Source organism: Pseudomonas sp. P1_F7, assembly GCF_056405655.1.
On sequence record NZ_JBFUBR010000003.1, the window covers coordinates 97,561 to 112,248 of the forward strand.

Genomic DNA, 14,688 nt, shown 5'->3' on the forward strand with positions numbered 1-14,688 from the left:
GGGCAACCGCCGTTGGTTACCTGTACCGATTACCTAGCCAGATCTGTGCCATATCGGAAATTTGTTGTTCAACCCAATAATTCGCTCATGGCAATAATCTGCTCCGCCACTTGAATCAGCTTCTGCTGGCGGCTCATCGCCTGGCGGCGCATCAGGGTGTAGGCCTCTTCCTCGTTGCAGTTCTTCATTTTCATCAGCAGCCCTTTGGCCAGTTCGATGCGCTTGCGCTCGGCCAATTGCTGGTCGCGGGCATGTAACTGGGCACGCAAGGCCTGATCGCTTTCGAAGCGCGCCATGGCCACATCGAGAATCGGCTGCAGGCGTTGTGCGTGAATGCCTTCGACGATGTAGGCGCTGACCCCGGACTTGATCGCCTGTCGCATCACATCGGGGTCGTGTTCGTCCGTGAACATCACAATCGGTCGTGGCTGGTCGCGAGTCACCAGCACCACTTGCTCCATGACATCGCGCCCCGGTGACTCGGTATCGATCAGAATCACATCCGGACGCACCGTTTCGACGCGTTCGGGCAGGTCGATGGTCAGGCCGGACTCATCAATCACTTCGAAACCGGCCTCGGTCAGGGCGGCCTTCAGGCGTCCGACTTTTTTCGCGGTGTCGTTGATCAGCAGGATACGCAGCATGTTCGTGGTCTCCTGTCAGCGGCTGGCGGATCGGTGTGAGCTGTCGCTCATGGCGTGCAGTTTGAAACTGCGGGCATAACCGGCCGGGTCCGAGCCGTCCCAGATCTTGCCGTCGATCAACTGACTGCTGCGCATTTCCTCGGCTGACGAAGCGACGCCGACGGCACTGGCGGCCTCACGGTACAGGTCCAGTTGCTGGACCTGTCGGGCCACCGCGAGATAGTCCGGGTCATCGCGCAACAAACCCCAGCGGCGGAACTGGGTCATGAACCACATGCCGTCGGACAGGTACGGCAGGTTGACCTCGCCATCCCCGTGCAAGCGCAGTGCGTGTGGGTCTTGCCAGCGATGGCCAAGGCCGTCGGCGTATTCGCCCAGCAGGCGCGGTTCGATGCATTCCAGTGGCGCGTCAAGGTACTGATCGGCACTGAGTAATTGTGCGGTACTGCGGCGATTCTCGGTGCTTTCTTCGATGAAACGACTGGCCTCCAGAACCGCCATCACCAATGCCCGGGCAGTATTGGGGTATTGCTCGACGAACGCGCGGGTGCAGCCGAGGACTTTTTCCGGATGATCGGGCCAGAGAGTCTGGGTCGTGGCCAGGGTGAAGCCGAGGTCCTGTTGCACGGCGCTGGCGGACCAGGGTTCGCCGACGCAGAAGCCGTCGATACGCCCGGCTCGCAGGTGCGCGATCATTTGCGGTGGCGGCACCACCACGCTGTCGACATCCTGCAATGGGTGAATGCCCTGGCTGGCGAGCCAGTAATACAACCACATGGCGTGGGTGCCGGTTGGAAACGTCTGGGCGAAGGTGAGTTTTGAGCGAGTTTGGTGCACGTGCCGATCCAGTGCTTCAGGACTGGTCACTCCAAGCGCTTGCAAACCGCGGGACAGATTGATGCTCTGGCCGTTCTGATTCAGGCCCATCAACACCGCCATGTCGGTCGCCGCCACACCACCGATGCCCAGGTGAACGGCGTAAATCAGACCGTAGAGGCTGTGGGCTGCATCGAGTTCGCCGCTGACCAGTTTGTCCCGCAGGTTGGCCCAGGACGATTGGCGCTTGAGGTTCAGGGTCAAACCGTGGGGTTGGGCGAAGCCCTGGGTGGCGGCGACCACCACCGAGGCGCAGTCGCTCAGGGCCATGAAGCCGAGATTGATTTCGGTTTTTTCCGGGGCATCGCTGCCATTGACCCAGGCCAGAGGGCCGGCTGACGGTTCGTTCATCGTACGTTCACCTTGCAAAAAAAACGTCGTCCCGGGTCCGTGCATGGGCAGGCCGGGGACGACGCCATTGTCTTTGCACACATTCCGTCGTTGGCATGGGTGCTGGTGTCCAGAGTGGTGCAAGGCATATGCCATTAACCGTTGATTTGCTCACGCGCCTCGCTTGCCACCCCGTTGCCCGGCTATAATCGCCGCCTCAATTCGCCGCCAATCGAGTCAAATCCGCCCATGTACACTCTGGCCCGTCAGCTGTTGTTCAAACTCTCCCCGGAAACCTCCCACGATCTGTCCCTGGACCTGATCGGCGCGGGCGGGCGTCTTGGGCTCAACGGCTTGCTGTGCAAGGCCCCGGCGAAGATGCCGGTGAATGTCATGGGCCTGGACTTCCCGAATCCGGTGGGCCTGGCCGCCGGCCTGGACAAGAACGGCGCGGCCATCGATGGTTTCGCCCAACTGGGTTTCGGTTTTGTCGAAATCGGCACCATCACCCCGCGTCCGCAGCCGGGCAACCCGAAGCCACGTCTGTTTCGTTTGCCGGACGCCGAGGCGATCATCAACCGCATGGGTTTCAACAACCTCGGCGTCGATCACCTGCTTGCCCGCGTGGCGGCGGCCAAGTACAAGGGCGTGCTGGGCATCAACATCGGCAAGAACTTCGATACTCCGGTCGAGCGTGCCGTGGACGACTACCTGATCTGCCTGGACAAGGTTTACGCCCACGCCAGCTATGTGACGGTCAACGTCAGTTCGCCGAACACGCCGGGCCTGCGCAGCCTGCAATTTGGCGACTCGCTCAAGCAGTTGCTGGCCGATCTGGCCGAGCGCCGCGCGGAACTGGCATTGCGTCATGGCAAACATGTACCGCTGGCGATCAAGATCGCGCCGGACATGAGCGACGAAGAAACCGCACAAGTTGCGCAAGCGCTGATCGAAACCGGAATGGATGGCGTCATTGCGACTAACACCACCCTGAGCCGCGTTGGCGTCGAGGGCATGGAGCATGGCGAAGAAGCCGGTGGTTTGTCCGGCGCACCGGTTCGCGACAAGAGCACCCACACCGTGACGGTGCTGGCATCGGAGCTGGGTGGTCGCCTGCCGATCATCGCTGCTGGCGGCATTACCGAAGGCAAGCACGCCGCAGAGAAAATCACCGCAGGCGCGAGCCTGGTGCAGATCTATTCGGGCTTTATCTATAAAGGCCCGGCGCTGATTCGTGAGTCGGTAGACGCAATCGCAGCGCTACGCTAGCGAGCTTTTGTGGCGAGGGGGCTTGCCCCCCCGCCACAAAGGTTTGCCGCTGAATTTGAGCGGGCATAAAAAAGGGCTCCTTGAAGGAGCCCCTGGGCCGGAGCCCGCCGTCCGGATGGGACGCGCATGGTTAATTCGGTACAAAATCAGATTGTCGTGTCGGAGTGTTTTGCCCTGTAATTAGCCGACGGCGTGAAGTTCGTTGAGTTTGTGGATTCCCGCAGTGCCGGTCATACCGTCCCAGTTGTCGCCGCGTCCTTCTCGCCAGCCGTTGATCCAGGCTTGACGTACCGACGGTAGAGTAAATGGGCAAAGCTCACGGGATTTGCCACCAACGCCATATTGATATCCGCGCAAAAATGCTCTTTCCAACGGATCACGCTTAAGTCTTCTCATAGGGTGTTGCCCTCACTTGTTGACTGTATTTATCGCGTCGACCTCTATTGAGGTCTGGCAGAAAAACTCTGCCGTTGGGGGCTCGTTGCCGGCGTGACGAGCCAAGGTGTTGGCGTCGTTGCGGCGCCAACCTGTATTGAGTTCTAACCAATGCGTCACATCGAGGGAATGATCGTTTTGTCATAAGGACGTAACTATTAATGTGCTAAGGCCATAAGTAACAGCGTGTTTTTAGCGTATTTATTGGCCAAACCCCGGTATGATCGGCCCTGCGCTGGATGATGGGCTTAATCCTTTAGTGAGAATGGCTCCCGTTGCCGGGAAGTACTATTCGACGAAGGGTCGATTTATGACATTTTGTTGCATCAACTTTTTTATCTGTCCTTGCATCTAAGCTCATTTAACCCGGGCAGCAAGGGTGGAACGGCACACCTTCGTGCCACGCGGGCGCTCTTCGAGAAAAGCGCCTGATTGAAAACCGGACCGGCAATGCGTTGCCCGGTCACTCAGCTAAAGGTTCTGGAATTCCCATGTCCGATCGTTTCGAACTCTTCCTCACTTGCCCAAAAGGCCTTGAAGGCCTGCTCATCGAGGAAGCCGTCGGGCTTGGCCTTGAGGAAGCGCGGGAACACACCTCTGCCGTGCGCGGCATGGCCACCATGGAAACCGCTTATCGCCTGTGCCTGTGGTCGCGTCTGGCCAACCGCGTGCTGCTGGTGCTCAAGCGTTTCCCGATGAAGGACGCCGAAGACCTGTACCACGGCGTGCTGGACATCGAGTGGCAAGACCACATGCTCAATGACGGCACCCTGGCCGTCGAATTCAGCGGCCATGGCTCGGGTATCGACAACACCCACTTCGGCGCGCTGAAGGTCAAGGACGCCATCGTCGACAAACTGCGCACCCCGCAAGGCGACCGTCCGTCCATCGACAAGCTCAACCCGGACCTGCGCATTCACCTGCGCCTGGACCGTGGCGAAGCCATCCTGTCCCTTGACCTGTCCGGGCACAGCCTGCACCAGCGCGGCTATCGCCTGCAGCAAGGTGCGGCACCGCTGAAGGAAAACCTCGCGGCCGCCATCCTGATCCGTTCCGGCTGGCCACGTATCGCGGCCGAAGGCGGTGCACTGGCCGACCCGATGTGCGGTGTCGGTACCTTCCTGGTGGAAGCGGCGATGATCGCCGCCGACATCGCGCCGAATCTGCGTCGCGAGCAGTGGGGCTTCACCGCCTGGCTCGGTCACGTTCCGGCGCTGTGGAAAAAACTGCACGAAGAAGCTTCCGAGCGCGCAGCGGCCGGCCTGGCCAAGCCACCGTTGTGGATCCGCGGTTACGAAGCCGATCCGCGGCTGATTCAACCGGGTCGTAACAACGTCGAGCGTGCCGGCCTGAGCGAGTGGATCAAGATCTACCAAGGTGAAGTCGCGACGTTCGAGCCACGTCCGGACCAGAACCAGAAAGGCCTGGTGATCTGCAACCCTCCGTACGGTGAGCGTCTGGGCGATGAGGCTAGCCTGCTCTACCTCTACCAGAACCTCGGCGAACGCCTGCGTCAGGCCTGCCTGAACTGGGAAGCGGCGGTGTTCACCGGCGCGCCGGACCTGGGCAAACGCATGGGTATCCGCAGCCACAAACAGTATTCGTTCTGGAACGGCGCCTTGCCGTGCAAGCTGCTGCTGATCAAGGTGCTGCCGGATCAATTCGTCACCGGCGAGCGTCGTACTCCGGAACAGCGCCAGGTCGAGCGTGAGCAAGCCGCCTACGATCAGGCGCCGAACGAGCCGCAGGAACGCAAGTTCAACAAAAACGGCAACCCGATCAAACCGACGCCGGCACCGGTTCCGGTGGTCGAGCAGCCGCGCCTGAGCGAAGGTGGGCAGATGTTCGCCAACCGCCTGCAAAAGAACCTCAAGGCCCTGGGCAAGTGGGTCAAGCGTGAAGGCATCGACTGCTACCGCGTCTACGATGCCGACATGCCGGAATATTCCATGGCCATCGACCTGTATCAGGATTGGGTCCATGTTCAGGAGTACGCCGCGCCGAAATCCATCGATCCGGAAAAGGCTTCGGCCCGTATGTTCGATGCCCTGGCAGCCATCCCGCAGGCATTGAACATCGACAAGAGCCGTGTGGTGGTCAAGCGCCGCGAGCGTCAGAGCGGCACCAAGCAGTACGAACGCCAGGCGGCGCAGGGCAAGTTTGTCGAGGTCAATGAAGGCGGCGTGAAGCTGCTGGTCAATCTCACCGACTACCTCGATACTGGTCTGTTCCTCGACCACCGGCCGATGCGCATGCGTATCCAGAAAGAGGCGGCCGGCAAACGCTTCCTCAATCTGTTCTGCTACACCGCAACGGCCAGTGTGCATGCGGCCAAGGGCGGCGCGCGCAGCACCACCAGTGTCGACCTGTCGAAAACCTATCTGGACTGGGCGCGTCGCAACCTGTCGCTGAACGGTTTTTCCGACAAGAACCGCCTGGAGCAGGGCGATGTGATGGCGTGGCTCGAAGCCAGTCGTGACGAGTACGACCTGATCTTCATCGATCCGCCGACGTTCTCCAACTCCAAGCGCATGGAAGGTGTCTTCGACGTGCAGCGCGACCAGGTGCAACTGATCGACTTGGCCATGGCGCGACTGGCGCCCGGCGGCGTGTTGTACTTCTCCAACAACTTCCGCAAGTTCGAACTGGAGGCCAATCTCGGCGAACGTTATGCCGTCGAGGAGATCACCGCCCAGACCATCGATCCGGATTTTTCCCGCAACGCCAAGATCCATCGCGCCTGGAAAATCATGGCTCGCTAAATAGCTGCGCTGATTCACTGTAGGGGCGAGCAAGCTCGCTCCTGCAGGGCTCGATCAGTGCTGGTCAAATTAGTGGCTAATAGCTATAACTCAACGCACAGCCAAAGGGCTTCCCCGCACCTGGCGTTTTGAGTTGCGTTCTATGTCGTTGCACGCCGTGCGCCCCAAGATCCTGGGTTTTATCAGCGAAGATGTCTCGGCCTGGCTGGTCGCGTTGCTGGTATTGCTGGTCGGTGGAGTGCTCACCGGGTTGCTGGCGTGGTCGACACTTAATCTGTTTCACCATCAATTGCGGCAACGTTTCCAACTGCTGGCCAGTGAACGTTACAGCCGTATCGAAGAGCGTTTCGAAGATCAGGAGCAGCGCCTCGATGGCTTGCGCCGGTTTTTCGCCAATTCCGATTCGGTTTCCCGAGCGGAATTCGACGGCTACACCCAACCTTTGCTGCTGCGAACCCAGGCTTATTCCTACGCCCAGCGGATCACCCGTGAAGAGCGGGCGGCGTTCGAGCGTCGGGTGCGTGGCGAAGGCTTGAACAGCTTCACCCTGAGAGAGCTCAACGCCGACGGCCAATTGCAACTGGCTGGCGAGCGAGATGAGTACGTGGCGGTGCTGTATAGCCAGACTCAAAGCAAACTCGGCGCTCCCCTCGGTTACGACTTGCTGGCCCAGCCGCTGCGGCGTGCCACGCTCGAGCGGGCCGATCAGCGTGGTGGCATGGCAGTGTCGCAACCGATGCATCTGGTCAGCATCGAGCCGGCTTATGCGCGAGGTGTGCTGCTGGTCGCGCCGGTCTCGCAGCACAACAGTCAGGACCACAAAACCGCGAAGCCCTACGGTTATGTCATGGCTGTGATCAGCATGCGCCAGTTGCTGGCGGACGGACTGCCGGAAGCGAGCCGTGATTATCTCTCGGTGCGCATCCTCGATTTGTCGACCGACGACCAGCACGAGGTGCTGTTCGAGTCGCCCAACCCGCCGGCCATCAGCGAGTTGTCCGCCACGCGCCTGTTGCGCATGGCCGACCACGACTATCAAGTCGATATCCTGCCCAGCGACGCGTTCGTGCAGGCCAACCACTCCTCCGTGACCAGTGTGGTGGTGTTGGGTGGATTGCTCAGCGTGATGCTCAGTGCCTTGCTGTACGTGCTGGTCAGTCAGCGGCAGCGGGCGTTGAAACTGGTCGAGCAACGCACCCAGGAGCTGCGCGATCGAGAACAGGAGCTGCGCCGTACCCATGGTCAGTTGCGTGGCGTGCTGAATGCCGCCACTCAGGTTGCGATCATCGCCACCGACCTGCGCGGCGTCATCAGCACCTTCAACGCCGGTGCCGAGCAGATGCTCGGCTATACCAGTGCCGAAGTGGTCGGCCACATGACCCTGGAAAACCTGCACCTGCCCCGGGAACTGGTCGCTCGCTCGGCAGAGTTGAGCGCACGCTATGGCAAACCGGTTCCAACCTGCCAAGCGATGCTGGTCGAAGGCGACGTGGAGGGCAACCATGAGGCGCGGGAGTGGACGCTGGTGCGCGGCAATGGCAGCCATCTGATGGTCAACATGCTCGCCACGCCGGTGCTCGACGAGCAAGGCCTGTGGGTCGGGCACCTGGCGGTGTGCATCGACATTACCGAACGCAAGCGAGTCCACGAGGCGCTCGCGGCACGGGACCTGCTGTTGAAAAAACTCAGCGCCCACGTGCCCGGTGGTATCTACCAGTTCAAGATGGAGTTCGACGGACGCTTCAGTGTGATCTACGCCAGCGACGGCATTCGCGAGATCTACGAACTCGAACCCGACGTGCTGGTGCTCAATGCCGAAGCGATCTTCACCCGGATTCACCCTCTGGACACCACCCGTGTCCGCGCCTCGATCCGCGCCTCGGCCGACACCCTCAGCCCCTGGCGCGAGGAGTACCGCGTGCAACTGCCGCAACGTGGTTTGCGTTGGGTTCGCGGCGAAGCCACTCCGGAGGAGCTGCCCGGTGGCGGTGTGTTATGGCATGGCTACATCTCGGACATTTCCGATATGAAGCGGGTAGAAGAAGAACTGCGCGCGTTGTCGGTCACCGATTCGCTGACCGGTATCCACAACCGGCGTTATTTTCAGGAACGTCTGACCACCGAAATGGCCCGGGTGGAGCGCGGCGGTGGGGATCTGTCGGTGATCATGCTCGATATCGACCATTTCAAACGCATCAATGACCTGCATGGCCATGCCATCGGTGATCGGGTGTTGCAGGCAGTGTGCGAACGGATCGGTCGCCGGCTGCGCCGTACCGATGTGTTCTGCCGCCTGGGCGGTGAGGAATTCATGGTGCTGTGCCCGGATATCAACGGCGAACATGCCTATATGTTGGCCCGGCAATTGTGGCAAGGCTTGCGCAGTTCACCCATTGAAGATGTCGGTACGGTCACCGCCAGTTTCGGGATTGCCAGTTGGCGGGCCGGGGAGGGCGCCGATGCCTTGCTGTTGCGCGCGGATTCGGGGGTGTATGCGGCGAAGCAGGCAGGAAGGGATCGGGTTGAGGCGGAGATGAATTAGACGGGCACTCCACTGACCCTGTGGGAGCGAGCTTGCTCGCGATAGCGGTTTTACATTCAACATTGATGCTGACTGTCATTCCGCAATCGCGAGCAAGCTCGCTCCCACAGGGGATTTACTGTGTTCTTTAGATCCGGGTTACAACACCGAAGCCGTCTGTGGCACTTTCGGTTGGCGGTACAGGTCCAGCAGCACCTGATCGAGCACCGAAGAGGCGCCGAACGGGGCCTTGTCGTTGAGGATCGCCACCACCACCCAGGTGTTGCCGTTGACGTCGCGGCTGAAACCGGCAATCGCGCGCACGGTGTTCAGGGTGCCGGTCTTGACATGGGCTTCACCGCGCATCGCAGTGGTCTTCAGGCGTTTGCGCATGGTGCCGTCGGTGCCGGCAATCGGCATTGAACTGATGTATTCGGCGGAATACGGGCTGTGCCAGGCCGCTTCGAGCATCGAGGCCATTTCCCGGGCGCTGACGCGCTCGGCACGCGACAGGCCGGAGCCGTTCTCCATCACCAGATGCGGCGCGGTGATGCCCTTTTTCGCCAGCCACTGACGCACGACGCGCTGGGCGGCCTTGGCGTCGTCACCATCGGCATCGGTGCGGAAGCGTTGGCCGAGGCTCAGGAACAACTGCTGGGCCATGGTGTTGTTACTGTACTTGTTGATGTCGCGGATGATTTCCGCCAGGTCTGGCGAGAACGCCCGGGCCAGTACCTTGGCGTCTTTAGGTGTTGGCGCCAGCACATCCTTGCCCTGAATGCTGCCACCCAGTTCCTTCCAGATCGCGCGGACGGCGCCGGCGGTGTAGGTCGCGTGGTCGAGCAGCGACAGGTAAGTCTGCGAGCTGCAGCCTTCACCCAACTGGCCACCGACGGTCACGGTCACGCTGCCATCGGCCTGTGCCACCGGGTTGTAGCGCACGCCACCGGTGCATTGCTTGGAATTGAGGGCCTTGACCTGGTTGTCGATACGGATGGTTGCAATCGGCGGTTCTACCGAGACCAGCACTTTGCCCGAGTCATTGCGCGCGACGAAGCGCAGCGCCTTGAGGTTGACCAGCAGCGAGTCGGGTTTGACCAGGAACGGCTTGTTCTCGTCGTTGCCGTCGTCATTGAACTCCGGCAGTTGCGGTTGCACGAAGAAGGTTTTATCCAGCACCAGGTCGCCGGTGACCTGGGTGACGCCGTTGGCACGCAGGTCGCGCATCAGCAGCCAGAGTTTTTCCATGTTCAGCTTCGGATCGCCGCCCCCCTTGAGGTAGAGGTTGCCGTTGAGAATGCCGCCACTGAGGGTGCCGTCGGTGTAGAACTCGGTTTTCCACTGGTGGTTCGGGCCGAGCATTTCCAGGGCCGCGTAGGTGGTGACCAGTTTCATGGTCGACGCCGGGTTGACCGACACGTCGGCGTTGAACACCGTCGCGGTACCGGGACCGGTGAGCGGGATCATCACCAGCGACAGGGCGTTGTCCTGCAACTTGCTGGCTTTCAGGGCTTTTTCAACGTTGGGCGACAACGCGGTATTGATTGGAGCGGCGGAAACGGAGAGGGCCAGGGGGAGAAGAAAACCGGCCAACAGCAATGGACGCAAAGATTTGATCATCTGAAATAAAACCCTACAGCCGAGGGGAAATAAGACGAGGGCATGGAGATAAATTCCCTCAATGGTCATGAAAGTGTCGGCATTATGCCCCAAGGTGTCACAGCTTGTGCCGTGCGTGGGCTGTCTGATCGGCTATTTTTTTACCGACGGTAGGCGTGGTGGCCCAGAGAGTCAGGCAATCGGCGGCTTAAACTGCTAAAGTGCCGCCCGTTATTACTTAAGAGGATTGTTCCAATGGCGACTAACCGTTCCCAGCGTCTGCGCAAAAAACTGTGCGTCGATGAATTTCAAGAGCTGGGTTTCGAACTGAACCTGGATTTCAAAGAAGATTTGGCTGATGAAGCCATTGATGCTTTCCTCGATGCGTTCCTCAAAGAAGCCATGGAAGCCAACGGTCTGGGCTATGTTGGCGGCGACGACTACGGTCTGGTTTGCCTGCAGAAGCGTGGCTCGGTCAGTGCTGAACAGCGCGCTGCCGTTGAAGCCTGGCTCAAAGGCCGCACCGAGCTGACCAGCGTTGAAGTCAGCCCGCTGCTGGACGTCTGGTACCCGGAAAAGCCGATCAATCCGGTAGCTTGATGTTCTAGAAAGAACGGCGACCCAAGGGTCGCCGTTTTTTTATGTCGATGGTTTGTGGTTTCAGGCCTTGCGCCAGTTCAAAATCATCAGCGTCACCACCCCCGCGACAATCCCCCAGAACGCCGAGCCGATGGAAAACAGCGTCAGCCCCGATGCAGTGACCATGAAGGTGATGAGCGCCGCTTCACGTTCCTTCACTTCGCTCATGGCGATGCTCAAGCCGTTGATGATTGAGCCGAACAACGCCAGCGCAGCAATCGACAGCACCAGTTCCTTGGGCAGCGCGGCAAACAATGCCGCGAGCGTCGCGCCGAACACCCCGGCGATCCCGTAGAAAACCCCGCACCAGACGGCTGCGGTGTAGCGCTTGTTGCGATCTTCATGGGCGTGCGGTCCGGTGCAGATCGCCGCGCTGATCGCCGCCAGGTTGATCCCGTGAGAGCCGAACGGTGCCAGCAGCAAACTGGCGATGCCGGTGGTGGTGATCAGCGGCGAGGCTGGCACCGTGTAACCGTCAGCGCGCAGTACGGCGATGCCGGGCATGTTCTGTGAGGTCATGGCGACGACAAACAACGGGATGCCGATGCTGATAGTCGCTGCCAGGGAAAACTGCGGCGTGGTCCAGACCGGCGTCGCCACCTCCAGGTGAAAACCGCTGAAGTCCAGCAGTCCCATGAACCCTGACAATGCCGTGCCGATCAGCAATGCTGCCAACACCGCATAGCGCGGCGACAGGCGCTTGACCACCAGATAAGTGACAAACATCCCCAGTACCAGGGCGGTGCGGTGTTGCGCCGCGACGAAAATCTCGCTGCCGATCTTGAACAGGATCCCTGCCAGCAGGGCGGCGGCCAGGGAGGCCGGAATCTTTTTCATCAGCCGTTCGAAGCTGCCGGTCAGCCCGCAAATCGTCACCAGCACCGCGCAGGTAATATAGGCACCGATGGCTTCGCCATAGCTCACGCCGCCCAGGCTGGTGATCAGCAGCGCGGCGCCGGGGGTCGACCAGGCAATGGTGATCGGCGTGCGATAGCGCAGGGACAGGCCAATGGAGCATACCGCCATGCCGATCGAGATGGCCCAGATCCACGAAGAAATCTGCCCGCTGCTCAAGCCCGCCGCTTGCCCGGCCTGAAACATCAGCACCAGGGAGCTGGTGTAGCCGGTCATCATGGCGATGAAGCCGGCGACGATGGCCGAGGGCGAGGTGTCGGTCAACGGGCGGATTTGCGTGTGGGTGGCGTCGTTCATGACGGTGGTGTTCCTTTTACGGATGAAGATGTCCGCTGCAATGCTGAACCCTGTGGGATCGCGTTACAAAGGCGGATTCTGCGAACAAGCCTAAACTCAAAAGTAACCAGACGTTGCGATACAGCCGAGGCAACAATCAGCCGTACAGTCGTGTTGCCACCCTCCATTGTGTACAATCGCAGTGTTTTTTACGCGATACTTGCCAGCGACCCACTGTGCCGTATTACAGTCGCGGTCAATTCGCCGCAGTTCTTCCGACTCGAGTGCCCATGAACGAACAGTTGCAACCCCTAAAGAAACAACCGCGAGCAGGCAAAGCCGGCCGCAGCGGTACCCAGGACGATATTGTCTACGCGCATATCTTCGAGGCCATCCTCGAACAGCGCCTGGCGCCCGGCACCAAGTTGAGCGAAGAAGCGCTGGGGGAGATTTTCGGGGTCAGCCGCACCATCATTCGCCGCGCCTTGTCGCGCCTGGCCCATGAAGGCGTGGTGCTGTTGCGTCCGAACCGCGGCGCCGTGGTCGCCAGCCCGAGCGTCGAAGAGGCGCGCCAGGTGTTCATGGCCCGGCGTCTGGTGGAGCGAGCGATCACTGAACTGGCCGTTCAGCACGCCACCGCCGAGCAGATTGCCGAATTGCGCCAGATGGTCAACGACGAACGCGACAGCTTCTCCCGTGGCGATCGTGGTGCCGGCATCCGCCTGTCGGGCGAATTCCACCTGAAACTGGCCGAAGCTGCGAAAAACGCGCCGTTGATCAGCTTCCAGCGCAGTCTGGTGTCCCAGACGTCACTGATCATCGCCCAGTACGAAAGCGGCAACCGTTCCCACTGCTCCTACGACGAGCACACCCAGTTGATCGACGCCATCGAAAAGCGCGACGCTGAACTGGCGGTGAACCTGATGATGCATCACATGGATCACATCGACAGCAAGCTCAACCTCGACGAGGAAAGTGCTTCGGATGATCTGCATGCGGTGTTCTCGCATTTGTTGCAGACCAAGAAGCCTGGGCGTTCGCCGGCGAAAATCTGATAGACCGCGTCGTCGCCATCGCGGGCTTGCCCGCGATATTTTTTTATGCCCGGAAAAACCTTAGCGATGATGCACCAGATTCCCCGCCGCATAGGTCTGCTGAACAGTCCGGTCATCCCCCAGGGTCATCAACACAAACAACGTCTCGGCGATGTTATTGGCCTGCTTCAGGCGATAGCCCAGTAGCGGCGTGGCGTTGTAGTCCAGCACGAGGAAGTCGGCGTCGGTGCCCGGTTGCAGGGTGCCGATCTTGTCTTCCAGGCGCAGTGCGCGGGCGCCGCCGAGGGTGGCCAGGTACAGCGACTTGAACGGGCTCAGGCGTGCGCCTTGCAGCTGCATGACCTTGTAGGCTTCGTTGAGGGTTTGCAGCAGCGAGAAACTGGTGCCGCCGCCCACATCGGTGCCGATGCCGACATTGAGTTTGTGCTTCTCGGCCATCGGCAGGTTGAACAGGCCGCTGCCGAGGAAGAAGTTCGAGGTCGGGCAGAACGAGATGGCCGAACCGGTTTCCGCCAGTCGCGCGCACTCGTCATCGCACAGGTGCACACCGTGGGCGAATACCGAGCGCTCGCCGAGCAACTGGTAGTGGTCGTAGACGTCCAGGTAACCCTTGCGCTCCGGGAACAGTTCCTTGACCCACTCGATTTCCTTGAGGTTTTCGCTGATGTGGGTCTGCATGTACAGATCCGGGTATTCGGTCAGCAACTGGCCAGCGAGTGTTAGCTGTTCCGGGGTGCTGGTCGGTGCGAAGCGTGGGGTGACCGCGTAGTGCAAGCGGCCCTTGCCGTGCCAGCGCTCGATCAATGCCTTGCTTTCGACGTAGCTGGATTCGGCGGTGTCGGTCAGGTAGTCCGGGGCGTTGCGGTCCATCATCACCTTGCCGGCGATCATCCGCAGGTCGAGCTGCTCGGCGGCTTCGAAGAACGAGTTCACCGATTGCGGGTGCACGCTGCCGAATACCAGCGCCGTGGTGGTGCCGTTGCGCAGCAGTTCCTTGATGAAAATGTCCGCGACCTGGTCGGCGTGGGCCTTGTCGGCGAACTGGCTTTCGCACGGGAAGGTGTAGGTGTTGAGCCAGTCCAGCAATTGCTCGCCGTAGGCGCCGACCATGCCGGTTTGCGGCAGGTGGATGTGGGTGTCGATGAAGCCGGGGGTGATCAGTGCGTCCTGATACTGGGTGATTTCGACGTCAGCCGGCAGGGTCGGCAGCAGTTCGCTGGCGTGGCCCAGGGCGCTGATCTGGCCGTTATCCACAACCAGCAAGCCGTCTTCGAAATACTCGTAGGAGGCTTCGATGCCCACGATGGCTGGGTCGGCGATGCTGTGCAGGATGGCGGCGCGGTAAGCTTTGCGAGTCAGAGTCATGG

The 14,688-nt window shown here is 60.5% G+C and carries 11 protein-coding genes; 5 read left to right on the plus strand and 6 right to left on the minus strand.

Annotated features, from left to right (window positions below; genetic code table 11):
• Positions 1-68: 68 nt before the first annotated feature.
• Together AC1D1M_RS04515 and AC1D1M_RS04520 are read right to left on the minus strand one after the other, a co-directional pair.
• Complete coding sequence (locus AC1D1M_RS04515; protein WP_277536143.1) at positions 69-644, minus strand: ANTAR domain-containing response regulator; 576 nt, start codon at positions 642-644, stop codon at positions 69-71.
• Positions 645-659: 15 nt separating this feature from the next.
• Positions 660-1,871: a CmpA/NrtA family ABC transporter substrate-binding protein gene (locus AC1D1M_RS04520; RefSeq protein ID WP_477774727.1), complete on the minus strand. Its 1,212-nt coding sequence runs from the start codon at positions 1,869-1,871 to the stop codon at positions 660-662.
• 228 nt (positions 1,872-2,099) lie between these two features.
• Between AC1D1M_RS04520 and AC1D1M_RS04525 the strand changes: the two genes are divergently transcribed.
• Positions 2,100-3,119, plus strand: coding sequence for a quinone-dependent dihydroorotate dehydrogenase (locus AC1D1M_RS04525; protein ID WP_477774728.1), 1,020 nt, complete (start codon positions 2,100-2,102; stop codon positions 3,117-3,119).
• A gap of 180 nt (positions 3,120-3,299) precedes the next feature.
• On the opposite strand, the gene rmf is transcribed toward AC1D1M_RS04525, so the two are convergent.
• A complete protein-coding gene (gene rmf, locus AC1D1M_RS04530; RefSeq protein ID WP_150745412.1) occupies positions 3,300-3,515 on the minus strand; it encodes a ribosome modulation factor in 216 nt (71 codons plus the stop codon).
• Positions 3,516-4,045: 530 nt separating this feature from the next.
• Between rmf and rlmKL the strand changes: the two genes are divergently transcribed.
• Together rlmKL and AC1D1M_RS04540 are read left to right on the plus strand one after the other, a co-directional pair.
• Positions 4,046-6,316, plus strand: coding sequence for a bifunctional 23S rRNA (guanine(2069)-N(7))-methyltransferase RlmK/23S rRNA (guanine(2445)-N(2))-methyltransferase RlmL (rlmKL, locus tag AC1D1M_RS04535; protein WP_477774729.1), 2,271 nt, complete (start codon positions 4,046-4,048; stop codon positions 6,314-6,316).
• Between the two features lie 142 nt (positions 6,317-6,458).
• Positions 6,459-8,858, plus strand: coding sequence for a sensor domain-containing diguanylate cyclase (locus AC1D1M_RS04540; protein WP_477774730.1), 2,400 nt, complete (start codon positions 6,459-6,461; stop codon positions 8,856-8,858).
• Between the two features lie 138 nt (positions 8,859-8,996).
• Here the strand turns inward: AC1D1M_RS04540 and dacB are convergent, their stop codons facing one another.
• The gene (gene dacB, locus AC1D1M_RS04545; RefSeq protein ID WP_477774731.1) at positions 8,997-10,457 is read right to left on the minus strand and encodes a D-alanyl-D-alanine carboxypeptidase/D-alanyl-D-alanine endopeptidase; all 1,461 of its coding nucleotides are present in this window, start codon (positions 10,455-10,457) and stop codon (positions 8,997-8,999) included.
• A gap of 234 nt (positions 10,458-10,691) precedes the next feature.
• On the opposite strand from dacB, the gene AC1D1M_RS04550 reads away from it, so the two are divergent.
• Positions 10,692-11,036 (plus strand): YggL family protein, encoded by a 345-nt coding sequence (locus tag AC1D1M_RS04550; RefSeq protein ID WP_007971486.1) that lies wholly within the window; start codon positions 10,692-10,694, stop codon positions 11,034-11,036.
• A 60-nt stretch (positions 11,037-11,096) separates the two neighbouring features.
• Here AC1D1M_RS04550 and AC1D1M_RS04555 read toward each other — a convergent pair whose 3' ends face one another.
• Positions 11,097-12,287 (minus strand): benzoate/H(+) symporter BenE family transporter, encoded by a 1,191-nt coding sequence (locus tag AC1D1M_RS04555; protein WP_477774732.1) that lies wholly within the window; start codon positions 12,285-12,287, stop codon positions 11,097-11,099.
• A 269-nt stretch (positions 12,288-12,556) separates the two neighbouring features.
• Here AC1D1M_RS04555 and AC1D1M_RS04560 point away from each other — a divergent pair, with 269 nt between their 5' ends.
• Positions 12,557-13,321: a GntR family transcriptional regulator gene (locus AC1D1M_RS04560; protein ID WP_007971481.1), complete on the plus strand. Its 765-nt coding sequence runs from the start codon at positions 12,557-12,559 to the stop codon at positions 13,319-13,321.
• Positions 13,322-13,381: 60 nt separating this feature from the next.
• Here AC1D1M_RS04560 and guaD read toward each other — a convergent pair whose 3' ends face one another.
• A complete protein-coding gene (gene guaD, locus AC1D1M_RS04565; RefSeq protein WP_477774733.1) occupies positions 13,382-14,686 on the minus strand; it encodes a guanine deaminase in 1,305 nt (434 codons plus the stop codon).
• Positions 14,687-14,688: the final 2 nt, after the last annotated feature.